19 protein-coding genes are annotated in these 22,411 nt (G+C 63.6%); 14 read left to right on the plus strand and 5 right to left on the minus strand.

Annotated elements, in window-relative coordinates:
- Positions 1-102: 102 nt before the first annotated feature.
- Together P6U23_RS02940 and P6U23_RS02945 are read right to left on the minus strand one after the other, a co-directional pair.
- Positions 103-1,539 (minus strand): glutamine synthetase family protein, encoded by a 1,437-nt coding sequence (locus P6U23_RS02940; protein ID WP_407178112.1) that lies wholly within the window; start codon positions 1,537-1,539, stop codon positions 103-105.
- A gap of 138 nt (positions 1,540-1,677) precedes the next feature.
- Positions 1,678-3,033, minus strand: a complete 1,356-nt coding sequence (locus tag P6U23_RS02945; protein WP_407178113.1) for a Rieske 2Fe-2S domain-containing protein — start codon at positions 3,031-3,033, stop codon at positions 1,678-1,680.
- Positions 3,034-3,161: 128 nt separating this feature from the next.
- Between P6U23_RS02945 and P6U23_RS02950 the strand changes: the two genes are divergently transcribed.
- Positions 3,162-3,947 (plus strand): IclR family transcriptional regulator C-terminal domain-containing protein, encoded by a 786-nt coding sequence (locus P6U23_RS02950; protein WP_407178114.1) that lies wholly within the window; start codon positions 3,162-3,164, stop codon positions 3,945-3,947.
- A gap of 160 nt (positions 3,948-4,107) precedes the next feature.
- On the opposite strand, the gene P6U23_RS02955 is transcribed toward P6U23_RS02950, so the two are convergent.
- On the minus strand, positions 4,108-5,013 hold the full coding sequence (locus P6U23_RS02955; RefSeq protein WP_407178115.1) for a helix-turn-helix transcriptional regulator: 906 nt from the start codon (positions 5,011-5,013) through the stop codon (positions 4,108-4,110).
- A gap of 109 nt (positions 5,014-5,122) precedes the next feature.
- On the opposite strand from P6U23_RS02955, the gene P6U23_RS02960 reads away from it, so the two are divergent.
- The 4 genes from P6U23_RS02960 to boxB all read left to right on the plus strand — a co-directional run bounded on the left by P6U23_RS02960 (position 5,123) and on the right by boxB (position 11,046).
- The gene (locus P6U23_RS02960) at positions 5,123-6,718 is read left to right on the plus strand and encodes a benzoate-CoA ligase family protein (RefSeq protein ID WP_407178116.1); all 1,596 of its coding nucleotides are present in this window, start codon (positions 5,123-5,125) and stop codon (positions 6,716-6,718) included.
- 129 nt (positions 6,719-6,847) lie between these two features.
- Positions 6,848-7,663: an alpha/beta fold hydrolase gene (locus P6U23_RS02965; protein WP_407178117.1), complete on the plus strand. Its 816-nt coding sequence runs from the start codon at positions 6,848-6,850 to the stop codon at positions 7,661-7,663.
- 144 nt (positions 7,664-7,807) lie between these two features.
- On the plus strand, positions 7,808-9,496 hold the full coding sequence (gene boxC / locus P6U23_RS02970; protein WP_407178118.1) for a 2,3-epoxybenzoyl-CoA dihydrolase: 1,689 nt from the start codon (positions 7,808-7,810) through the stop codon (positions 9,494-9,496).
- Between the two features lie 98 nt (positions 9,497-9,594).
- Positions 9,595-11,046 carry a benzoyl-CoA 2,3-epoxidase subunit BoxB gene (gene boxB / locus P6U23_RS02975; RefSeq protein ID WP_407178119.1) on the plus strand — a complete coding sequence of 484 codons (1,452 nt, stop codon included), beginning with the start codon at positions 9,595-9,597 and terminating at the stop codon, positions 11,044-11,046.
- Between the two features lie 162 nt (positions 11,047-11,208).
- Here boxB and P6U23_RS02980 read toward each other — a convergent pair whose 3' ends face one another.
- Complete coding sequence (locus P6U23_RS02980; RefSeq protein WP_407178120.1) at positions 11,209-12,018, minus strand: SDR family oxidoreductase; 810 nt, start codon at positions 12,016-12,018, stop codon at positions 11,209-11,211.
- Positions 12,019-12,165: 147 nt separating this feature from the next.
- Positions 12,166-13,221 (minus strand): polysaccharide deacetylase family protein, encoded by a 1,056-nt coding sequence (locus P6U23_RS02985; protein WP_407178121.1) that lies wholly within the window; start codon positions 13,219-13,221, stop codon positions 12,166-12,168.
- Positions 13,222-13,393: 172 nt separating this feature from the next.
- On the opposite strand from P6U23_RS02985, the gene P6U23_RS02990 reads away from it, so the two are divergent.
- The 9 genes from P6U23_RS02990 to pstC all read left to right on the plus strand — a co-directional run bounded on the left by P6U23_RS02990 (position 13,394) and on the right by pstC (position 22,408).
- Positions 13,394-14,788 (plus strand): OmpA family protein, encoded by a 1,395-nt coding sequence (locus P6U23_RS02990; protein ID WP_407178122.1) that lies wholly within the window; start codon positions 13,394-13,396, stop codon positions 14,786-14,788.
- 4 nt (positions 14,789-14,792) lie between these two features.
- Positions 14,793-15,089 carry a hypothetical protein gene (locus P6U23_RS02995; protein WP_407178123.1) on the plus strand — a complete coding sequence of 99 codons (297 nt, stop codon included), beginning with the start codon at positions 14,793-14,795 and terminating at the stop codon, positions 15,087-15,089.
- 206 nt (positions 15,090-15,295) lie between these two features.
- Positions 15,296-15,889 (plus strand): TetR family transcriptional regulator C-terminal domain-containing protein, encoded by a 594-nt coding sequence (locus P6U23_RS03000; RefSeq protein WP_407181764.1) that lies wholly within the window; start codon positions 15,296-15,298, stop codon positions 15,887-15,889.
- Positions 15,886-16,809, plus strand: a complete 924-nt coding sequence (locus tag P6U23_RS03005; RefSeq protein WP_407178124.1) for a haloalkane dehalogenase — start codon at positions 15,886-15,888, stop codon at positions 16,807-16,809. The genes P6U23_RS03000 and P6U23_RS03005 overlap by 4 nt, the downstream gene beginning before the upstream one ends.
- 5 nt (positions 16,810-16,814) lie before the next feature.
- On the plus strand, positions 16,815-17,252 hold the full coding sequence (locus P6U23_RS03010; RefSeq protein ID WP_407178125.1) for a GNAT family N-acetyltransferase: 438 nt from the start codon (positions 16,815-16,817) through the stop codon (positions 17,250-17,252).
- Positions 17,253-17,646: 394 nt separating this feature from the next.
- Positions 17,647-18,717, plus strand: coding sequence for a UPF0104 family protein (locus P6U23_RS03015; RefSeq protein WP_407178126.1), 1,071 nt, complete (start codon positions 17,647-17,649; stop codon positions 18,715-18,717).
- Between the two features lie 28 nt (positions 18,718-18,745).
- Positions 18,746-20,056, plus strand: a complete 1,311-nt coding sequence (locus tag P6U23_RS03020; RefSeq protein ID WP_407178127.1) for an ATP-binding protein — start codon at positions 18,746-18,748, stop codon at positions 20,054-20,056.
- A gap of 134 nt (positions 20,057-20,190) precedes the next feature.
- Positions 20,191-21,201: a phosphate ABC transporter substrate-binding protein PstS gene (pstS, locus tag P6U23_RS03025; RefSeq protein WP_407178128.1), complete on the plus strand. Its 1,011-nt coding sequence runs from the start codon at positions 20,191-20,193 to the stop codon at positions 21,199-21,201.
- Positions 21,202-21,409: 208 nt separating this feature from the next.
- On the plus strand, positions 21,410-22,408 hold the full coding sequence (pstC, locus tag P6U23_RS03030) for a phosphate ABC transporter permease subunit PstC (RefSeq protein WP_407178129.1): 999 nt from the start codon (positions 21,410-21,412) through the stop codon (positions 22,406-22,408).
- Positions 22,409-22,411 lie beyond the last annotated feature (3 nt).

A 22,411-nucleotide genomic window follows, 5' to 3' on the forward strand; every position in this document is an offset into this window, starting at 1 on the left:
GCTTGTCCCGGCCATCCACGACTTCTTTCCGCATTCGGTTGGTAAAGACGTGGATGCCCGGGTCAAGCCCGGGCATGACGACGGAGAGAGGAGTGCAGGCCCTCAAAACATCTCGAAGTATTCCCTGTGCTCCCAGTCGGACACTTCCGCCTGGAAGCGCTCGATCTCCGCGTTCTTGATGTGGACGTAATAGTCCACGAACTCCGCGCCGAATGCATTGCGGAAGAAGCTGTCCTCCTGCAGCGCGAACACCGCCTCGCGCAGCGATTTCGGCAAGAACTCCGCCTTGGTCTCGTAGGGCGCGTCGGCGGAAGGAGGCGGGGTGAGCTTGCGGTCGACGCCGTCGAGGCCTGCGAGGATCTGCGAGGCCATGTAGAGATAGGGGTTGGCGGCGGGCTCGCCGATGCGGTTCTCCAGCCGCGTCGCGCCATCGCCGGGCGCGCCGAGCACGCGGATCATCACGCCGCGATTGTCGCGGCCCCAGATCGCGCGATCCGGCGCCAGCGAATAGGAGCGGTAACGCTTGTAGCCGTTGATGGTCGGCGTCGAGAACACGGTGGACGCGCGCGCATGCTGCAAGAGGCCTGCGAGATAGGAGCGACCGTAGGCGGACAGCGGCTCGCCGTCTTCCTTGGCCATGAAAGCGTTCTCGCCGCTGCCGCGTGCAGCGATCGACTGGTGCAGGTGCCAGCCGGACGCGAATACATTCGGCAGCTTGGGCCGGCACATGAAGGTGGCGTGATAGCCATGGCGGCGCGCGATCTGTTTCACGGCCGAGCGGAACAGCACCATGTTGTCCGCGGGTGCGAGGCCCTTTCTCGGCGCGAAGGTGAACTCGCACTGGCTCGGGCCGAACTCGACCTCCACCGAACGCAGCGGCAGCCCAAGCGCCATGACATCGCGCCGGATGATGTCCAGCGCCGGCTCCATCAGGTCGTAGCGCTGCTCGGTGAGATATTGGTAGCCATGCGAGAGCAGGCTGACGGACGGCGGCTGCCCCGGTTGGCCGGCGTCCTCGGGCGCCATGCGCGCGTCCTCGAGCTTGAAGAGGTGAAATTCGACCTCCAGCCCCGCGACAAAATCGTAGCCGCGCGCGCCCAACTGGTCGAGCACCCCGCGAAAGAGCTGGCGCGTCGCGAACGGGACCGGCCGCCCGTCGGCGAAATAGATGTCACACAACAGCCAGCCCGTGGCCGGCGCCCATGGTAGCACGCGGAACGTCGTGGGGTCGGGCACCATCAAGATGTCGGCGGCGCCTTCCATCTCCTTCATGCCGAAGCCGCCGCCGGACGTGAACACGGGAAACACCGTGCGGTGCGAGGTATCCTTCGCCAGCATGGTGGTGGTGATGCTGCAGCCGCTTTCCAGCGAAGCCAGCGCCTCCGCCGCGACCAGCGTCTTGCCGCGCAGGATACCGTGCTGGTCGGGAAAGGAGAGACGGATGGTCTCTAACTTTTGCTCCTCGACAATGCGGCGCAGCCGCGTCGCCGCTTCCTTCTGCTCGTCCGACCAGAGCGCGTGCCGCGCGACGAAAGTCACTCCGTTACTCCTTTGGTAATTTGACGGTGTTGCGTCTTCCGTCATTGCGAGGAGCGAAAGCGACGAGGCAATCCAGACTGAATCCGCGGAGAAAGTCTGGATTGCTTCGCTTCGCTCGCAATGACGGGGGAGGCATTTTCACTCCGCCGCCGAGAGATGGACCTTCGCCGCGATCTCTTCCGGCACCGGCGCTACCCATGGCGCGCCGCGGCGCCGTTTCACATCGACTTCCATCCAGAACGTCTCCCAGCCCTGCGTTGGCCCGATGCCGTCCATCGTGGCAGGGCCCTGGATGCTACGCGCGTTGCTCGCGTCCAGGAATAGCATCGGCGGCTCGCCGGAGGCGACCTTTTCGATCTCCTGCCGCAGCAGGCGGCGATATTGCACGATCGCCTTATCGCTCTGGCCGAGATGCTCCTTGGTGCGGTCCTGGATCGCTCCCATCGATTCCACCGCCCACTGGTCGTGCACGTTGATGTCGGTGCCCATGCCGGTATAGGTCGAACTCAACTGCTCCTGCGCATCGAAGCCGTAGTCGTTCGACCTGTTCTTGCGCGATTTGTAGTCCGGCAGCTCGTAGAGCTGGAGCCGCTGCTCGCGCATCTTCTTCTTGTCGACCGGTGTCGTGTAACTGGTGAAGATCGCATACCAGTAGCAGTTCTCGTCATCGATCGGCACGTGCCACTGCGTGATAGTCATCTCCGTGCTCATGGGAATGACGAAGCCATGCGGGAAGAGCTGGTTGGTGACACGCACATGCGTGCGCTCTGCATCGAGCTCGCGCAGCGCGATCAGGCGCAGCCCATATTCGGTCTGCTCGACGTTGATGATCGGGCGATCATATTCGCGCAGGATCTTGGTCATCGGCATGTCGCTGCCGGCGGAGGCGCCGCGAAACTGCTTGCCGTAAGCGGTCGAGGTGTCCTCATCCTCGAAGAAGCGGTGCAGATAGGAGGCGTGGCTCGGATCGATGCCGACTTCCAGCGCCTGCAGCCAGTTGCAGTTCATATGGCCCTTGAACGCGAAAGTGTGGCTGTCAGGCGCGACGAAGCAGTCGATCTCGGCAAAGGCCGGCGGTTCGCCTTCGCCGAGATAAGCCCAGAGAATGCCGCTCCTCTCCACCACGGGATAAGAGCGCTGCTTGATGTTTTTGCAGAGATTCGAGCCCTTCGGCTCGGCCGGCGTTTCCAGGCATTGGCCTGACGCATCGAACAGCCAGCCATGGAAGGCGCAGCGCAAGCCGCCATGCTCCAGCCGTCCGAAGGCGAGATCGGCGCCGCGATGCGCGCAATGGCGATCGATCAGGCCGCAGCGGCCCTGCTCGTCGCGAAACAGTACCAGGTTCTCGCCGAGCAGCTTGACCGGGCGCACGGGGCGCGCGCCCTGCAGTTCGTCCGCCAAGGCCGCGGGCTGCCAATACTTCCGCATCAGCCTGCCGCAGGGGTCTTTTGGCCCGGTGCGGGTGATCAGATCGTTCTGCTCCTGGCTCATCATGGCGCGTCACCTCTCACGGCTTGCGGCTTATAGTTCGTTTTTGTTCGCCTATTGAACGAATGGTCAAATTATGCCATGGATATGAACGGCAGCAAGCTCTTTTTGGCGGCGCCGAGAGATCGAAAATCATGCCGAAGCTGAAGCGCGAGGGGCGGGAAGAGCGCGCCACCGACTTTGTCGAGAGTCTGGATCGTGGCCTGCGCCTGCTGCAGGGCTTTGCCGCTTCACGTGAGCCGATGACCTTGAGCGATCTTGCCCGCTCCGCCGAGCTGCCGCGCGCCACCGCCCGCCGCATCCTGTTCACGCTGGAGCGCGGCGGCTATGTCGCCTCCGACGGCAAGCTCTTCACGCTGACGCCCCACATCCTGACGCTGGCTGCGTCGTACTTACGATCGAGCCAGCTCGCGACCGTGCTGCAGCCGGTGCTCGACCGCGTCGCGACCGGTGCGCAGGAGATCAGTTCGCTCGCCGTGCTCGATCGTGATGAGGTCGTGTTCATCGCGCGGGCGAGCCCTACGCGAGTGTTTTCCGGCGGCATCGATATCGGCTATCGCCTGCCGGCGTTCTGCACTTCGGTGGGGCGCGCGATGCTCGGCCAATTCGGCGATGATGAGCTCGCAAACCGGCTGCGCGCCATGCCGCGCCAGGCGATGACGCCGCAGACCGTCACCGATCCCGATCGGGTGCTGGCCTCGATCATCAGGGACCGCGCGCAAGGTTATTCGCTGGTCGACCGCGAGGCCGAGCCGCATTTCCGCTCGATCTCGGTCCCCGTGCGCCGCTATGACAACGTCATCATCGCCGCGATCAACATCGGCGCGCATGTCGATCGTATCTCGACCAAGGAGATGATCGAGCGCTTCCTGCCGCTGCTGCGTGAAGGCGCCGGGTCAGTCCGCTCGCAGTTGTTGTGATGCACGCGCAACGCTCTCCGCTGTCGTCCTGGTGAAAGCCAGGACCCATAACCACAGGCGGTAATTGTTCGCGAACGGCGTCTGCCAATGTGCCCCATGATAGTATCCGCGGTATGGGTCCCGGCTCGCGCTTCGCTTGGCCGGGACGACGGGTTTGGCGCTACACCGCCACCGTTCGCAGCCCGAACGCGCGGGCCTGGTTCTGCAGCACGGGCCGCACCGTATCGATCAGCTTCGCCGCTGCGGCATCGACGGAAAGCCCTGCGGTGTCGACCACGGCGGCGGCGCGGGCGTAGAGCGGCTCGCGGCTCCGCAGGATGTTGCGCAACTCCGCCATGGCCGAGCGATCGTCGGCCATGGGGCGCAAATCGCCTTGCTTGCGCACGCGGCCCATATGCTCTTCCGGCTCGGCCTTCAGCCAGACCGTGTAGAAGGACGACAGGATGAGGTCGAACGTCAGCGGCTCCGAAACGATGCCGCCGCCGGTCGCCAGCACCATCGGCTCGCTGCGCGCGAGCAGGTGCTGAAGCGCGGTCTGCTCCAGGCGGCGAAAGCCTTCCTGGCCGTAGAGCGCGATGATCTCGGCCACTGATAGGCCGTTCTCGCGCTCGATCTCCTTGTTCAGCTCGACAAAATTCCAGCCGATCTTCTTGGCGAGCATCCTGCCGAGGGTGGATTTGCCGGCGCCGCGCAGGCCGATCAGCGCGATGCCGGAGAACGACGGCCGGTGTGCCGCGCCGCTGCCGCCGGCGAGCACGTCCTTCGCCTGCGCGATCTGGCTGGGCGAGGCCTTGCGCAGGAGATCGCGGATCATCTGCCAGTCCGGCGCCGGATCGGCCGAGGGGATCAGGTCCTCCAGATGCGCGCCCATGGCGTTGGAGACGCGGCGCAACAGCACGATCGAGACATTGCCCTTGCCGCTTTCAAGCTGGGCGATATAGCGCTCCGAAATCCCTGAAACCTTGGCGAGCACCTTGCGCGACATGCCGCGCAGCGCGCGCATGGTGCGCACGCGCTGCCCGAGCTGCTCAAGGAAGGCTTTCTCCGGATCGGATTCGTCACTCATCGTCGGACTGGGACCGCAATTCAGGAAGGATAGTGCCGATAAGGATTGACAGCAAGCGCGGCGGGTGGCTTTCTCTATGCATTATAATTCAAGGCCGGGGAGGGACGTCATGGCACGCTTGGCCGCCTCAGAACACGACACCAGCTCTGGGTCTAGTTCGTCTGATTCGAACGGTTCCTACAATGCGGTGAGTTTTTTGCTCGACCGCAATATCGAGCAGGGGCGCGGCAACAAGCTCGCCTATACCGACACCGTTTCGGAATTGACTTACGGCGAGCTGCAGCGGCAGACGCGCAAGCTCGCCAATCTCCTGCGCCGGCTTTCCGTGCGCCGCGAAGAGCGCGTCGCCATGATCATGCTGGATACGATCGATTTCCCGATCGTGTTTCTTGGCGCGTTGCGGGCCGGCGTGGTGCCGGTGCCGCTCAATACGCTGCTGACGGCCGAGCAATATGCCTATGTGCTGGCGGATTGCCGGGCGCGCGTGCTGTTTGTGTCCGAGGCGCTCTATCCCGTGGTGAAGGATATCGTCGGCCGCATGCCGGACCTCGAGCATGTGGTCGTCTCCGGCAACAATGCCTTTGGCCACAAGAAGCTCTCCGAAGAGCTGGCGCGCGAAAGCGACAGCTTCGCCACGGTTGCCACCCATGCGGACGAGCCGGCGTTCTGGCTCTATTCCTCCGGCTCGACCGGGAGCCCCAAGGGCGTGCGGCACCTGCACGCCAATCTGGAGGCCACCGCGAGCACCTATGCAAAACAGGTGCTCGGTATTCGCGAGGACGATGTCTGCCTGTCCGCGGCAAAGCTGTTTTTCGCCTATGGCCTCGGCAACGCGCTGACCTTCCCGCTGTCGGTCGGCGCCACCACGGTCCTCAATCCTGAGCGGCCGACGCCGGCGCTCATGTTCAAGCTGATGAACAAATACAACCCGACCATCTTCTACGGCGTGCCGACGTTGTTCGCCGCAATGCTGCACGATGACTCGTTGAAGGACGAGCGTTGCGGCAGCCGCCTGCGCGTCTGCACCTCCGCCGGCGAGGCGCTGCCCGAATCTGTCGGCAATGCCTGGCGTGCGCGCTTTAACGTCGACATTCTCGACGGCGTCGGCTCGACCGAGCTGTTGCACATCTTTCTCTCCAACGCGCCCGGCGACATCAAATACGGCTCATCCGGCCGCCCGGTGCCCGGCTACAAGGTGCGATTGGTCAATGAAGCCGGAGAGGACGTCGCCGATGGCGAGGTCGGCGAGATGCTGGTGCACGCGCCCTCGGCCGGCGAGGGCTACTGGAATCAACGTCACAAGAGCCGCTCCACCTTCGAAGGCTATTGGACGCGCACCGGCGATAAATACATTCGCGATGCGGAGGGCCGTTACACCTTCTGCGGCCGCTCGGATGACATGTTCAAGGTCTCCGGCATCTGGGTCTCTCCCTTCGAGGTCGAAAGCGCGCTGATCACCCATCCCGCCGTGCTCGAAGCGGCCGTTGTGCCCGAGGCCGATCCGGAGGGACTGCTGAAACCCAAGGCCTTCATCGTGCTCCGCGCCGATGCCGCGCGTGATCGGCTCGACGAGGTGCTCAAGGAACACGTGAAGCAGAAGATCGGGGCTTGGAAATATCCGCGCTGGATCGAGGTGGTGGAGAGCCTGCCCAAGACGGCGACGGGGAAGATTCAAAGGTTCAAGCTGCGCGAACGCGCGTCCTAGTTCGTTCGTCATTCCGGGGCTCGCGGAGCGAGAACCCGGAATCTTGAGCGGCATACGACAATCTCGAGATTCCGGATCAGCTCGCTTTGCGAGCTGTCCGGAAATGACGGAGTGAGAGTGAGTGACGGAATGATCCTTCAACCCTCAGGCTTCCTGCGTATCGGCGATTCCGAGCTCGAATACCGCATGATCGGCCCTGCGCCCGATCAAGCGCCAACCATCGTCGTGCTGCACGAAGGTCTCGGCTCCGCCGCGCTGTGGGGCGATTTTCCGGCAAACCTGCAGGCCGCGACCGGCGCAGGCGTGTTCGTCTATTCGCGCGCGGGCTATGGCGCCTCGTCGCCGGTCAGCTTGCCGCGGCCGCTCGACTACATGCAGCGCGAAGCGCTGGAGGTCCTGCCGAAACTGCTCGACCAAATCGGCTTTCGCCGCGGGCTGCTCGTCGGCCATTCCGACGGCGCTTCGATCGCGGCGATCTATGCCGGCGGCGTACAGGATCACCGTCTGTCGGGGCTCGCGCTGATCGCGCCGCATTTCATGGTGGAGGACGTTTCGGTCGCCTCCATCGCCGAGATCAGGACATCCTATGAGACGACCGAACTGAGGACCAAACTGGCGCGCTGGCACAAGGACGTCGACAACGCTTTCTACGGCTGGAACGGCGCCTGGCTCGATCCGAAATTCCGTAACTGGGATATCTCGGACTATCTCGCCTATATCCGCGTGCCCGTCGCGATCGTGCAGGGCGAGGCCGACCAGTACGGCACTGTCAGGCAGATCGAGATTGCGCAAGAGGAATGCTACTGCCCGGTCGAGGTGACGCTCCTCGACGATGCCGGACATTCACCGCACCGCGAAGCGCCGGCGGCGACGGTCAGTGCGATCTCGGAATTTGCCAAGGCTGTCTTGCGGCCGGCGGGGAGCTCGCAGGGGCAGGCCGCCTAGCGCCTTACCTTGGACGGCTCGGTAATCCGCATTCGCTCAGATGAAAGAAAATGCATGTTCTGGCCGTACGGGCTGGACTTTTGCTATTTCATGCATTATATTGCATGCAACGATAACACCTGATCATTCTGCAAAGGGTGGCTCATGGCCGGGGAAGACCGCGTTCTCGCGAGCGGCGCGAAATACATCGATTTCCAGACCGATCCCTCCCGCTACCGGCACTGGAAGCTGGACGTGAACGGCGACATCGCGACGCTGACCATGGACGTCGACGAGGAGGGCGGCCTGTTCGAGGGTTACCAGCTCAAGCTCAACTCCTACGATCTCGGCGTCGACATCGAGCTTGCCGATGCCGTGCAGCGGCTGCGTTTCGAGCACCCGCAAGTGAAGGTCGTGGTGCTGCGCTCGGCCAAGAACCGCGTGTTCTGCGCCGGCGCCAACATCCGTATGCTCGCCGGCGCCACCCACGCGCACAAGGTGAACTTCTGCAAGTTCACCAATGAGACGCGCAACGGCATGGAAGACTCCTCGGAGAATTCCGGCCAGCGCTACATCACGGTGGTGAACGGCACCGCGGCGGGCGGCGGCTATGAGCTTGCCCTTGCAACCGATCACATCATCCTCGCCGATGACGGCTCGTCCTCGGTGGCACTGCCGGAAGTGCCCCTGCTGGCGGTGCTGCCCGGCACCGGCGGGCTCACCCGCGTCGTCGACAAGCGCAAGGTGCGCCGCGACCACGCCGACGTTTTCTGCACCATCGAGGAGGGCATCAAGGGCAAGCGTGCCGTCGCATGGCGGCTGGTTGACGAGATCGCGCCCAACAGCAAGCTGGAAGCCAAGATCGCCGAACGTGCCAAGGCGTTTGCCGAAGCCTCACCGCGTAGAGGCGATGGCAAGGGCGTCGCGCTGACGCCGCTCAAGCGCAGCATCGACGACAACAGCATCCGCTACGGTTTTGTCGCCGTCGATATCGATCGCGCTGCGCGCATGGCCACCATCTCGATCCAGGCTCCGGACGCAGGCCCGCCCCCGGACATCGACGGCATGCTCGCGCAAGGCGCTTCGTTCTGGCCGCTGCAGGTCGCGCGCGAGCTCGATGATGCGATCCTGCACCTGCGCGTCAACGAGCTCGAGATCGCGCTCATCGTCTTCAAGTCGCATGGCGATCCCGCCAATGTGCAGGCTTACGATGCCTTTCTCGAGACCAACAAGGCGCATTGGCTGGTCAACGAGATCAGGCATTTCTGGAAGCGCGTCCTGAAGCGCATCGACGTCACCTCGCGCACGCTGGTGACCCTGGTCGAGCCCGGCTCCTGCTTCGTCGGCACGCTTGCCGAACTCGTGTTCGCCGCCGACCGCTCCTACATGCTGATCGGCTCGCGCGAGGGCGATAACCGTCCGCCACCAGTGCTGCAACTGACCGCGCTCAATTTCGGCCCCTATCCCATGAGCCACGGATTGACGCGACTTGAATCGCGCTTCCAGGCCGATCCGTCCGATCTGACACGTGTGCGCGAAAGGATCGGCGAGGGGCTCGATGCCGAGCAGGCCGAAGAGCTCGGCCTCGTCACCTTCGCCCTCGACGACATCGATTGGGACGACGAGATCCGCGTGTTCCTGGAGGAGCGCGCGAGCTTCTCGCCCGACAGCCTCACCGGCATGGAAGCGAATTTGCGGTTCGCCGGACCTGAAACCATGGAATCGAAAATCTTCGCGCGCCTGACCGCCTGGCAGAACTGGATCTTCCAGCGTCCCAATGCGGTCGGCGAAGAGGGCGCGCTGCGGCGCTATGGCAGCGGCCAGAAGCCGCGGTTCGATATGACACGAGTGTAACTGTTTCCGTCATGCCCGGGCTTGACCCGGGCATCCACGCCTTGGATGGCCGTGGACAAACCCGGCCGTGACGGCGGAGAGAGACCAAGGAGCACGCCATGAACATGAACGTCATGAACGTCGATTACTCCACCAAGATTCCCAACAACGTGAATCTCGCGGCGGACCGCCAGGTGCTCAAAGCACTCGAGGGTTGGCATCCCGGCTATATCGATTGGTGGCACGACATGGGGCCGGACGGCTTCCAGCAGTCGCTGGTCTATTTGCGCACCGCCTATTCGGTCGATCCGCGCGGCTGGGCCAAGTTCGACTATGTGAAAATGCCCGACTATCGCTGGGGCATTCTGCTCGCGCCACAGGAAGAGAACCGCAAGATTCCCTTCGGCGAGCATTATGGCGAGCCGGCCTGGCAGGAGGTGCCGGGCGAACATCGCGCGATGCTGCGCCGGCTGATCGTGATCCAGGGCGACACCGAGCCGGCTTCGGTCGAGCAGCAGCGCCATCTGGGCAAGACCGCACCCTCGCTCTACGACATGCGCAACCTGTTCCAGGTCAATGTCGAGGAAGGCCGCCATCTCTGGGCGATGGTGTATCTGTTGCAGAAATATTTCGGCCGCGACGGGCGTGAGGAAGCCGACGAGTTGTTGCGGCGGCGTTCGGGCGATGCCGATTCACCGCGCATGCTTGGCGCCTTCAACGAGAAGACGCCGGACTGGCTGTCCTTCTTCATGTTCACCTACTTCACCGATCGCGACGGCAAGATGCAGTTGCATAGCCTCGCGCAATCCGGCTTCGATCCGTTGTCGCGCACCTGCCGCTTCATGCTGACGGAAGAGGCCCATCACATGTTCGTCGGCGAGACCGGCATCACCCGCGTGGTGCAGCGGACCTGCGACGCCATGAAGGCCGCCGGCATCGACGATCCGACCGACGTCAACAAGGTGCGTGCCCTCGGCGTCATCGATCTGCCGACCATCCAGAAGAAGCTGAACCTCCACTATTCGCTCTCGCTCGATCTGTTCGGCTCGGAGGTCTCGACCAACGCGGCGAATGCCTTCAACGCCGGCATCAAGGGGCGCTATCACGAGACCCAGATCCAGGACGACCATCAGCTTAAGAACGCGACCTATCCGGTGCTGAAGCTCATCGATGGCGAGATCAAGCGGGTCGACGAGCCGGCGCTGACCGCGCTCAACATGCGGCTGCGCGACGACTACACCCAGGACTGCGTCAAGGGCATGCTTCGCTGGAACAAGGTGATCGCGACCGCCGGCTATGACTACAGGCTGTCGCTGCCGCACACCGCCTTCCACCGCGCCATCGGCGAGTTCAAGGACGTGCACGCGACGCCGGAAGGCGTGCTGATCGACGATGCCACCTGGAACAAGCGCAAGCACGAATGGCTGCCGTCGCAAAGCGATGGCGACTTCATCGCCTCGCTGATGCAGCCGGTCACCGAGATCGGCCAGTTCGCGCCGTGGATTTCGCCGCCCAAGGTCGGCATCGACAACAAGCCGGGCGATTTCGAGTACGTGAAGATCGAGACGTGAAGATTAGAGCATGATCCGGAAAAGTGCGTAGCGGTTTTCCGACAAGACCATGCTCAATAAAAGAGCTAAAGCGCGATGACGATTCAACTCAATCTCGTCGCGCTTGAGTGTCGTCCCGGCCGAGCGAAGCGTGAGCCGGGACCACCGCGTTCTTGGGCGCGCCTATGAATCCCACCCGTTGCCCTTGATGCCCGCGCTGGCGAATGCCACGCCGCCGTCGACCGTGAGCGTGGTCCCCACCACATAATCGCCGGCGCGCGAGGCGAGATAGATCGCGGCCCCCGCCATGTCCTCATCCGTGCCGATGCGCCCTGCGGGCACGCGCCTTGCGACCTCTTCTTCATGATCGCGCGCGGCGCGGTTCAAGTCGGATGCGAACGGCCCCGGCGCGATTGCCGTGACCACGACATGGTCCTTGATCAGCTTCACCGCCATGCGCCGGGTCAGATGAATCAGCCCGGCCTTGCTCGCGGCATAGGAATAGGTCTCCAGCGGATTGACGAAGATGCCGTCGATGGAAGCGATGTTGATGACCTTGGCGGGGCGCTCGCGGATTGCGGCCGCGCGCAAGGGCGCGGCGAGCGCCTTGGTGAGAAAGAACGGCGTCTTGAGATTGAGGTTCATCACCTTGTCCCAGCCGCTTTCCGGGAATTCGTCGAAATCCGCGCCCCAGGCCGCGCCGGCATTGTTGACGAGAATGTCGAGCTTTGGTTCGCGCTTCTTGATCTCGGCGGCCAGCATGTCGATGCCTGCAAGCGTGGAGATATCGATCGGCAGCGCGATGCATTCTCCGGCAAACTGCGCCGAGAGTTCCTGTGCGGTCGCTTCGCAGGGCCCCGCCTTGCGCGCGGTGATGTAGACCTTCGCCGCATCCTGGGCGAGAAGACCCGCCGCGATCATCTTGCCGATGCCGCGCGAGCCGCCGGTTACCAGCGCGATGCGGCCGGCGAGCGAGAATAGATCCTTCAACATGGTGCCCTCCCTAGCTTCGCTTACGTGTCTGAGGCTGAGAGGCGAGTGAGTCAAGGCGCGCTCCGCCAATCAACGCGCACTCCGCTGTCGTCCCGGCGAAAGCCGGGACGACGAGATTATGCAGCTTGCTTGACGTAAAGGACGAAATCACGCCGCATCGACGCGGCGAAAGCCGTTCCACATCGCGGTGGCGGCGCCTGAGGTCAGCACCGGCAAGATCCGCGCGTCCTGGTAATTGCCGTTGAGCGAGATGCGCGGCAGCGCGGTGAGATGATCGGCGCTTTCCGGGAAGATCATGCCCGGCCGGGTCGTCACCGCGGTCCTGTAGCCGGCGGCGCGCGCCAGCGCGAATTCGCGCGCGCCCGCGGCGATCTTGTCGCCGTAGGGATAGGCGAGATGCAGGACCGGGCGCGCGAGCGCGCTTTCGATTCTGGCGCGGCTCGCGCTCAACTCATACCCGGCCACCGTCTCGCTTTGCTTGGCGAGATTGCAGTGGGTGATGGAATGAGCCCCGATCGTCACCAGCGGATCCTGCGCGAGCTGTCTCAGTTCGTCCCAGGACATGCAGAGATCGCGGCAAATCGCCGCGTCGTCGACGCCATGGCGCGCGCAGAGCGCTTCGATCTCGCGCCGCAGCTCCAGCTCGGCGAGGCTGCGCAGCCAGTCATGCAGCCGGTCGAACGCAGCCTGCTTGGCGGGCGCGGTCTCGGTGTCGAATCGGGTCGGCATACCCTCGATCGTCACCTCGACCGAGGAGGCCTTCGCGAGCACCATTTCCAGCGCGATCCACCACAGCCGCCCGCAGCCTTCGGCGAAATCGCTCGTGACATAAATCGTGAACGGGGCGTTGAACTCGCGCATCACGGGAAGCGCGAAATCACGGTTGTCGCGATAGCCGTCGTCGAAGCTGAAGCAGGCGAAGCGGTGGGAAAAGTTCCGGCATGCCAGGCGCTCATGCGCCTCGTCGATCGGAATGATCTCGACGGCTCGCGAATGGAGGTGCGCCAGCATCGCGCGCAGGAATTCGGGCGCAACTTCGAGATGGCGGTTGGGCGCAAATTCGCTCTCGCGCGGTGGCCGCACATGATGCAGCATGAAAATGGCGCCGACGCCGGAATAGATCGGCCGCAGCAAATGATGCATCCCGCTGAAATAGAGCGCACCGAGGCCGGCGCGGATCATGCTATTGCGGAACTGCTTCATTAATAATGATGACTGGCCGGTTGCAATGTGTTTCGGACGTTAGCGAAGAACCGCTGAACAAACTATTAGCCGGACCAGTCGCCGCAGTCCTCCTATGCGGGTTCGATTTCCGGTTTGACAGCCCTGCAACGGTTTGATTTCTCTCTGTTTCCCGGACTCTGTGGGATCTCGAATGCGCGGACTTTTCAGGTGGAGCGGCAAATGGTGGCCGGGCGTCGTGCCGCTCGTCTTGTTCTGGGCGGTTGCCGCCTGGAATAATACTGCGTCCGTCGAGGCGGACCTCGGCGGAAAAAGTGCGGCCGCGGTGAAGGACATCGTGCTCGACAAGACGCGGATTTCCGTCGACGGCCGCGATGTCACCTTCGGCGCGGACGCGTTTTCGGAAGACGGCCGCCATGGCGCCCTGATCGCCGTGGAGAGCGTGCCGGGCGTGCGGCTGGTCAATGACGAGAGCCGCCTGGTGCCGGAAGCAAAGCCCTTCGTCTGGTCGGCCCAGCGCGAGGTGGCCAAGATCACGCTGGCCGGCAACGCGCCATTGCCCTCGGTGCGAGCCAAGCTGATGGATGTGGCGCGCGACGAGGTGAAGGGCATCGAGATATCAGATCAGATGAATCTCGCGCGCGGGGCGCCAGTGCATTTCGAGGACGCGGCCGTGCTCCTGATCGGCCAGATCAGCAAGCTGAAAGACGGCAAGGTCGCGATCTCGGATTCAGGCGTGACGCTCTCCGGCATGGCGCGCGAGCTCGGCGGCAGGGAGGCGATCGCGGCGGCGTTGAAGAACCTGCCGCAGGGTTTCTCCGTCAGCGCCAACGACGTCAGGGCGCCGCCTTATGTGTTCCAGGCCAACAAGGACCCGGTTGCGGTCACGCTGACCCTCTCGGGCTATGTGCCCGACGAGAACGTCCATGCCGCAATTCTCGGCTCGGCGTCGCGAAAATTCTTCAGCGAGAAGGTGGTCGACAACCTCAAGACGAGCGTCGGCGCACCCTCCGGATTCGTCAACGCCGTGATCCCGGCGCTCGGCGTGCTGTCGCGCCTTTCCACCGGCACGCTGGTGGTTTCCGATCGCGAGGTGAAGATCTCGGGCGACGCGCTCTATGAAGCCGCCGCCGCCCAGATCAAGGCCGGCTTGCCGAAGGATTTCCCGAGGGATTTCCAGGTCCAGGCGGATATTTCGGTCAAGCCCGCCTCCGCGCCGGTCGATGCCACGGTCTGCCAGCAGTTGTTCAACGATCTCCTGTCCAAGGCCAAGGTCCGCTTCCTGACCGGGCGCGCCACGATCGATTCGGATTCCGCCGGCCTGCTCGATCACCTGATCGAAACTGCGCTGCGCTGCCCGAACGCCAATATCGAGATTGCCGGACATACCGATTCCGACGGCGAGGATGCCGCCAACCAGGCGCTTTCGGAAAGGCGAGCGCAGGCCGTGCTGGATTATTTCGTCAAGGCCGGGCTGCCGGCCGACCGGTTCACCGCCACCGGCTATGGCAGCAGTCAGCCGATTGCCTCCAACGACACCGATGATGGCCGGGCGCAGAACCGCCGCATCGAGTTTCTGGTGAGATAGGTCAATGGCTTACCTGATCGCCTTTCATTGGGGCTGGCTACTCGCCTCGCTACTTCTCGGGTTTGGCATGGGCTGGATCGCCGTGGTGAGCCGCGTCCGCCCCGTCTCCAGCCGTTGGATGCTGATCCTCTCGGCGCTGGCGGCGATCCTCGTTGCGCTGGCGCTTGCCCGCATCATCCCCGGCCGCTTCGGCTATTGGCTCGACCTGCTGCTCTTGATGTTCGTGCCCTACCTCGTCGGCTGCGCCATCGGCTCGCAGCTCCGCGACTGGGTCGTCCGGCGAACGATGCCGCCGGTGTAAGGCGCGGTCTCACCCACCTGTTTGAACTCGTCATGCCCGGCCTTGTGCCGGGCATCCACGTCTTGGTTCCAGCTTGAAGAAACGTAGATGGCCGGCCTTTTGGCTCGCCGAAGGGGCTTCGGCCCCGGAGGTGGGTCAACTCCGTCGATGACGATGATGCCGATCGATACGCTTGACGTAATACGTACGTGCGTATTATTGGGCTCATGCCAAAACCCTCGCTCCGAGATGCCATCCTCGATGCCGGCCTGAAGGCGATGTTCCGCAGCGGCTATAACGGCACCAGCGTGCGCGACATCACCGCGGCGGCAGGCGCGCCGCAGGGCTCCTTCACCAATCATTTCCGTTCCAAAGAGGCATTCGCTTCCGAAGTGCTCGACCGCTATTTCGCACACACGCGGACCCTGGTCGCCGCTGCGCTCGAAGACGTCTCGCTGACGCCGCGCCAGCGCTTGCGGCGTTATCTCGACATCATCACCGGCAGGCTGGAGCGCGACCACTTCGACCGCGGCTGCCTGATCGGCGACCTCAGCCTGGAAGCCTCAGGCGTGAGCGAATTGTTGCGCACGCAGCTTGCGCGGATCTTTCAGGAATGGCGCGCGCCATTCGCCGCCTGCATCGCCGAGGCACAGAAGGCCGGCGAGATCGTTTCGGACTTCGAGCCGGTCGACCTAGCCGAATTTCTGCTCGCGTCCTGGCAGGGTGCGATGCTGCGGATGAAAGTGGAGCGTACCGCCGCGCCGCTCGAACGCTTCAAACGGATCGTCTTCCAAACTGTCCTCAAGGAGCCGTCGCCATGAACTCCGATACGACCAAGTTTGACATGGCCTTGCCGAAGCTTCCCGTGCTCGATTCGGAAATGGCCTACCGGGAGGCCGGCAAGAGCGGCGCGCCCGTCGCGCTGTTTCTGCACGGCAATCCCACCTCATCCTACATCTGGCGCAATATCCTGCCGCTGGTGGCCCCGGTCGCGCATTGCATCGCGCCCGATTTGATCGGCTTCGGCCAATCCGGCAAGCCCGACATCGCTTATCGGTTCATTGACCATGTGCGCTATCTGGATGCGCTGATCGAGAAGCTCGGCATCCGCTCCGCCTACCTGGTGGCGCAGGATTGGGGCACTGCGCTCGCGTTCCACCTCGCCGCGCGCCGGCCGGATTTCGTGCGCGGGCTCGCCTTCATGGAGTTCATTCGCCCGATGCCGCGCTGGGCCGATTTCGATCCTGCCCACGGCGTGCGCGAACAGATCTTCCGCAAGTTCAGAACGGCAGGCGAGGGCGAGGCGATGATCCTGCAAGCCAATGCCTTCGTCGAGCGCGTCCTGCCGGGCGGGATGTTGCGCCAATTGAGCGATGAGGAGATGGCGGCCTACCGCGCGCCGTTCCCGACGCCCGAGAGCCGGCGCCCGACACTTGCTTTCCCCCGCGAATTGCCGATCGAGGGCGAGCCGGCCGATGTCTGGCAGGTGTTGGGATCGGCCCATGCGGCGCTCGCGGCCTCCACCTGTCCGAAGCTGCTCTTCGTCGGCGACCCCGGTGCGCTCGTATCGCCGGCGTATGGAGCCGCCTTTGCCGCTTCGTTGCAGAACTGCGCTTTGATGCCGTTAGGGCCGGGCCGGCACTTCCTGCAGGAGGATCATCCGGAGGCAATCGGCCGCTCGGTGGCGGGCTGGATCGCGGGGATCGAAGCGGCATCGTTCGCCGCCAAACAGGCCGCGTGAACGCCATGGCAGCGCCACTCACCTGGACAGACGACCTCGCGCGCCTCGATTGGGAGGAGCTTTCGGCGCTCTATCGCGCGGCGCCGCTCGGCGATAAACCGCCGGCCGATCTCGAGCTCGTCTTCACCAACAGCATGTTTCGCGTATTCGCCTTCGAATCCAGCCGCCTCGTCGGCGCCGGCCGCGCCTTGGCGGACGGACGGGATTGCGCCTATCTCTGCGACATCGCGGTGGCGCCGAGCCATCAGGGGCACGGTCTCGGCAAGGAGATTGTCGCGCGCCTGGTGCGGCTCGCGGCCGGTCACAAGAAGATCATCCTCTATGCCGTGCCAGGCAAGGAAGCCTTCTACGAACAGTTCGGCTTTCGGCGCATGAAAACTGCGATGGCGATCTTTGAGGACCCCGCCAAAGCCCATGCGAACGGGTATCTGGATCGTGCCTGAAACGGCCGTTGCGCCCTCGGGGCTCGGATATTCGTGGTCAATATGCCGCATCCTTACCACCGGATTCTTGCGGGTTCAGCGCCGCAGGTGGAAGGAATGCAGCGAAACTGTGCATTGTGCTGCCGTTAATCTCTCCTAAAATATTGAAACAGCGAGTTTTTATTCAGGGAGCCGATTTCACTCCGCGCCAAAACGCGCTACCAACTCTGCGGAAGTACGATCCGGACCCTGAAAGGGCTACATTAGCGCAAAGTTGATATCGGTTTTCCGGTAGGATCATGCTCAACCCAAAATTAGAGCGGGATGACCAAAAGTGATCGCGCTCTAACGAGACGCGGCGCTCGATGCCGGCTCGGCCGGAAGCCGGTGCTGCGCCATCCTGTTCGAGGTTTAGATGCTGGAAGCCATACGCAGGACGATCTCGTTTCTGCGCCAGAAGCAAATCCTGCACAGGCTGGGAGTTGCGATCAGCGTCACGGTCATTGGGATCGCGTGCTATGTGCTCTACCACATGCTGCGCGGGATCAATGTCGATGACGTCATGGAGGCCATCAGGGATACCGAGCCGCGGCAGATTGCGCTGGCCGCGCTGTTCGTCGCCGCCGGCTATTTCACGCTGACCTTCTATGATCTGTTCGCGGTGCGCGCGATCGGCCACAGCAACATTCCCTACCGCATCAACGCGCTTGCGGGCTTCACCAGCTATTCGATCGGTCACAATGTCGGAGCCAGCGTCTTCACCGGCGGCGCGGTGCGTTATCGCATCTATTCCGCCTGGGGGCTGAATGCGATCGATGTCGCCAAGATCTGCTTTCTGGCCGGCCTCACCTTCTGGCTCGGCAATGCCGCGGTGCTGGGACTGGGCATCGCCTATCACCCAGAGGCGGCCGCCAATATCGACCAGTTGCCGCCCTGGGTGAACCGCACGTTCGCGATTGCGATCATCTGCGCCCTGGTCGGGTACGTGGTCTGGGTCTCGACCCAGCCGCGCGCCGTCGGCCGGGGTCCATGGACGGTGGTGCTGCCCGGGGGCTCGCTGACGCTGTTGCAGATCGCGATCGGGATCGTCGATCTCTCGTTCTGCGCGCTCGCCATGTACGTGCTGGTGCCCGACGAGCCCAATCTCGGCTTCATCGTGGTTGCGGTGATCTTCGTCTCGGCCACGCTGTTGGGCTTCGCCAGCCATTCCCCCGGGGGACTCGGGGTGTTCGATGCCGCCATGCTGGTCGGCCTCTGGCAGATGGACCGAGAAGACCTCCTGGCCGGCATGCTGCTGTTCCGCCTGCTCTATTATATTGCTCCATTTGTCATATCTGTAATCTTGCTGACGTTTCGGGAGCTTATCCTGGGAGCCCGGTCGAAGCGCCTGCGTCAGGCAGCCGCGCGCGGTCTGGAGGCTCGCTTGGAGGCGGGACCCCCGCGCGAGGCAGCCTATGTGAGAGAGCGTGGCGATAGCGGAGCCTAACGAGGACTCAAGCGGAGAAGCCTTGCCGATGGCAGTCGAAGCGCCTCCTTCATCCTCCTCAATTTTTTCCCCCTGGCCTGATCGTTTGCGCCATTCGGCCATCGTGCTTCTGGTGGCGGGTCTCGCATTGTTGGTGCTGGTCGCCTTGGGCGAACTGTCGCCGCTGCGTGCCGGCGTGGTGTTCGCTCTCATGGCCGCGGCTGCGCTCGTGCCCTGGCGGTTGCACCATGCGGCGATCTCGCGCGAGGACAGAGGCGGCACGGTCCCCGTCGAGGCGCCGGCGGTTGCCGCCGTCGTCGCCGGCATGCCGGACCCCGCGGTGCTGCTCGACCGCGCCGGCCGCGTCATTCATCTCAATGCCGCCGCGGCGCAGCTTGCGCCGGCGCTGCGCAAGAACGAGCTCGCGCAATTCGCGCTGCGCTCGCCCGAGATCATCACCGCGCTGCGCGAGGCCATCGCGACTACCGAGCCGCGGCGCGCGACCTATCTGGACCACGTCCCCGTGGATCGCTGGATGGAGCTGATGATCACGCCGGTGCCGGTGCCCACCGCGTTCGGCGGCACCGAAAAATGCATGCTGATGACCTTCCATGACCAGACGCCGCTGCGCCGGGTCGAGGAGATGCGCGCCGATTTCGTCGCCAATGCCAGCCATGAATTGCGCACGCCGCTGGCCGCACTGTCCGGCTTCATCGACACGCTGCAGGGACCGGCCAAGGACGATCCGAAAGCGCGCGACCGCTTTCTCACCATCATGCACGCGCAGGCGACCCGCATGGCGCGGCTGATCGACGATCTGTTGTCGCTGTCGCGGGTCGAGCTGTCGGCGCATGTGCGGCCCGACACCCTGGTCGACCTCGTCCCCATCATCCGGCAGGTCGCCGACGGGCTCGAGCCCTTGGCGCGCGAGCGCCAGGTGGTGGTCGAGATCAACCTGCCGGAGACGCTCGTGATGATCGCGGGCGACCGCGAGGAGCTGCTCCGGCTGTTCGAAAACCTGATCGAGAACGCGCTGAAATATGGCGCCTCCGGCGGCAAGGTCATCGTCTCCTTGAGCTGGGCCGCAACGGGCGAGGGCGCGCCCGAAATTCGCGTCATGGTGCGCGATTTCGGCCCCGGCATCGCCCCCGAGCATCTGCCGCGGCTGACCGAGCGCTTCTACCGGGTAGATGTCGGCGACAGCCGCTCCCAGGGCGGAACCGGGCTTGGGCTGTCGCTCGTCAAACATATTCTTAATCGTCATCGGGGTCGGCTCTTGATCGAGAGCGTGCCCAAAAACGGGGCGACCTTCACCGCCTGTTTCCCTCAGCCAAAAAGCGCGCAATCGACGCAAAGCTGAGAAAAATCAATCGCTTGTGCTGTCATCCAACTGTCATCCAACTGTCGTAAAAGCGGTACCGACCGCTCTTAAAGGGGCGGCCGTGAGCGCGATCGGGCGCTAAGCGGCGCTTCGCTCACAACAGGGAGACCAGCATGAATTTCGTTAAAGCGATCGTCGCTGCCGGCCTCGTCGCCGCATCGACGTCGGCCTACGCAGCCGATATCACCGGCGCCGGTTCCAGCTTCATCTACCCGGTCCTGTCCAAGTGGGCTGATGCCTACAAAAAGGACACCGGCGGTGTGGTGAACTATCAGTCGATCGGATCGGGCGCCGGCATCAAGCAGGTCCAGGCCAAGACCGTGACCTTCGGCGCCACCGACGCTCCGTTGAAGTCGGATCAGCTCGAGAAGGATGGGCTCGCTCAGTGGCCGATGATCATGGGTGCCATCGTTCCGGTGGTGAACATCGAGGGCGTGAAGCCCGGCGACATCACGCTCGATGGCCAGACCCTTGCCGACATTTTCCAGGGCAAGATCACCAAGTGGGACGATCCGGCGATCAAGAAGCTCAATTCGAAGCTCAACCTTCCCTCGGCGGCGATTTCGGTCGTGCATCGTTCGGACGCCTCGGGCACGACCTTCAACTTCACCGACTATCTCTCGAAGGTCAGCGCGGATTGGAAGTCCAAGATCGGGTCCGGTACGGTCGTCGAATGGCCGGCGGGCGTCGGCGCCAAGGGCAACGAGGGCGTGTCGGCCAATGTCGGCCAGACCAAGAACTCGATCGGCTATGTCGAATATGCCTACGCCAAGCAGAACAAGCTGACCTACACCGGGTTGGTCAACAAGGCCGGCAAGCCGGTGCAGCCGACCAACGAAGGGTTCCAGGCTGCCGCTTCCAACGCCGACTGGGCGCATGCTCCGGGTTATTACCTGATCCTGACCGACCAGCCCGGCGAGAAGTCCTGGCCGATCGTGGCCTCGACCTTCATCCTGCTCCACAAGGATGCGGCGGATAAGGCGGCGACCCAGGACGCGCTCAAGTTCTTCAAGTTCTCGTTCGAGAAGGGCGCCAAGATGGCTGAAGAGCTCGACTACATCCCGATGCCGGAGTCGGTGATCAAGCAGATCGAGAAGACCTGGTCGTCCGAGATCAAGAGCTGAATTCTCTGACGCAAGGCGAAGTCTCCTCCCTCCCCCGCGACGGGGGAGGGGTTTGAGGCTTCCGAAGCACCAGGTCGGTTGTACGGCCAAGGCGTGTTGAAAGCCCGCCGTGGGGCCCCTTCCTCCGGGGGAGGCAGGCAAGAAGCGCGGGTCCTTGCGAATGCGACTGGGATGGCGCAACAAAAATTAGGGGATTGGCGTGGCAGAGATGGCCGTTGAAACCGACGTGAGCGACGCACTCGAAGCCGCCGGACCTTACGATCGCGCCAAGGCGCTCAGCGCCTTCAAGGTGGGCGATCTCACTTTCTACTGGATCACGCGCCTGAGCGCGATTTCGGTGCTGCTGATCCTCGGTGGCATCATCATCTCGCTGATTGTCGGCGCCTGGCCCGCGATGAAGGAATATGGCATCCCGTTCCTGTGGACGGAGCGCTGGGCGCCCTCGGCCGATCCGCCGATCCTCGGCGCGCTCTCGCCGATGTACGGCACGCTGGTCACCTCGTTCATCGCAATGCTGATCGCAATCCCCGTCGGGCTCGGGATTGCAATCTTCCTCACCGAGCTTTGCCCGCAATGGCTGCGACGGCCGATCGGCATCGCCATCGAACTGCTGGCCGGCATTCCCTCGATCATCTACGGCATGTGGGGCTTCTTCGTGCTGGGCCCGTTCCTGGCCTACACGTTCCAGCCGTTCATGATCGACACGTTCGGTTCGGTTCCCGTGCTGGGCGCGATCTTCGCCGGGCCGCCGTCCTATCTTTCGCTGTTCAATGCGTCGCTGATCCTGGCGATCATGGTGCTGCCCTTCATCACCGCGATCTCGGTTGACGTGTTCAAGACCGTGCCGCCGGTCCTGAAAGAGGCTGCCTACGGCGTTGGCTGCACCACCTGGGAAGTGGTGCGCAACGTGGTGATCCCCTATACGCGGGTCGGCGTCATTGGCGGCGTGATGCTGGCGCTCGGCCGCGCGCTTGGTGAGACCATGGCGGTCACCTTCATCATCGGCAACTCCTTCCGCATCTCCACTTCGATCTTTGCGCCGGGCACCACGATCTCGGCGGCGATCGCCTCCGAATTCGCCGAGAGCGACGGGCTGCATCAGTCCGCCCTGATCCTGCTCGGCCTTCTTCTGTTCGTGCTGACCTTCTTCGTGCTTGCGGCCGCGCGGCTCATGCTGCTGCGCCTGGAAAAGAAGGCGGGGAAATAACAT

The sequence above is a fragment of the Bradyrhizobium sp. STM 3562 genome, assembly GCF_045571435.1.
Classification (GTDB): Bacteria; Pseudomonadota; Alphaproteobacteria; order Rhizobiales; family Xanthobacteraceae; genus Bradyrhizobium.

What these genes read in the sequence shown, in the direction of transcription:
- P6U23_RS02945 (WP_407178113.1), bottom strand. Translation starts at nt 3,033, where the DNA reads ATGATGAGCCAGGAGCAGAACGATCTGATCACCCGCACCGGGCCAAAA.
- P6U23_RS02950 (WP_407178114.1), top strand. Translation starts at nt 3,162, where the DNA reads ATGCCGAAGCTGAAGCGCGAGGGGCGGGAAGAGCGCGCCACCGACTTT.
- P6U23_RS02955 (WP_407178115.1), bottom strand. Translation starts at nt 5,013, where the DNA reads ATGAGTGACGAATCCGATCCGGAGAAAGCCTTCCTTGAGCAGCTCGGG.
- P6U23_RS02960 (WP_407178116.1), top strand. Translation starts at nt 5,123, where the DNA reads ATGGCACGCTTGGCCGCCTCAGAACACGACACCAGCTCTGGGTCTAGT.
- P6U23_RS02965 (WP_407178117.1), top strand. Translation starts at nt 6,848, where the DNA reads ATGATCCTTCAACCCTCAGGCTTCCTGCGTATCGGCGATTCCGAGCTC.
- boxC (WP_407178118.1), top strand. Translation starts at nt 7,808, where the DNA reads ATGGCCGGGGAAGACCGCGTTCTCGCGAGCGGCGCGAAATACATCGAT.
- boxB (WP_407178119.1), top strand. Translation starts at nt 9,595, where the DNA reads ATGAACATGAACGTCATGAACGTCGATTACTCCACCAAGATTCCCAAC.
- P6U23_RS02980 (WP_407178120.1), bottom strand. Translation starts at nt 12,018, where the DNA reads ATGTTGAAGGATCTATTCTCGCTCGCCGGCCGCATCGCGCTGGTAACC.
- P6U23_RS02985 (WP_407178121.1), bottom strand. Translation starts at nt 13,221, where the DNA reads ATGAAGCAGTTCCGCAATAGCATGATCCGCGCCGGCCTCGGTGCGCTC.
- P6U23_RS02990 (WP_407178122.1), top strand. Translation starts at nt 13,394, where the DNA reads ATGCGCGGACTTTTCAGGTGGAGCGGCAAATGGTGGCCGGGCGTCGTG.
- P6U23_RS02995 (WP_407178123.1), top strand. Translation starts at nt 14,793, where the DNA reads ATGGCTTACCTGATCGCCTTTCATTGGGGCTGGCTACTCGCCTCGCTA.
- P6U23_RS03000 (WP_407181764.1), top strand. Translation starts at nt 15,296, where the DNA reads ATGCCAAAACCCTCGCTCCGAGATGCCATCCTCGATGCCGGCCTGAAG.
- P6U23_RS03005 (WP_407178124.1), top strand. Translation starts at nt 15,886, where the DNA reads ATGAACTCCGATACGACCAAGTTTGACATGGCCTTGCCGAAGCTTCCC.
- P6U23_RS03010 (WP_407178125.1), top strand. Translation starts at nt 16,815, where the DNA reads ATGGCAGCGCCACTCACCTGGACAGACGACCTCGCGCGCCTCGATTGG.
- P6U23_RS03015 (WP_407178126.1), top strand. Translation starts at nt 17,647, where the DNA reads ATGCTGGAAGCCATACGCAGGACGATCTCGTTTCTGCGCCAGAAGCAA.
- P6U23_RS03020 (WP_407178127.1), top strand. Translation starts at nt 18,746, where the DNA reads ATGGCAGTCGAAGCGCCTCCTTCATCCTCCTCAATTTTTTCCCCCTGG.
- pstS (WP_407178128.1), top strand. Translation starts at nt 20,191, where the DNA reads ATGAATTTCGTTAAAGCGATCGTCGCTGCCGGCCTCGTCGCCGCATCG.
- pstC (WP_407178129.1), top strand. Translation starts at nt 21,410, where the DNA reads ATGGCCGTTGAAACCGACGTGAGCGACGCACTCGAAGCCGCCGGACCT.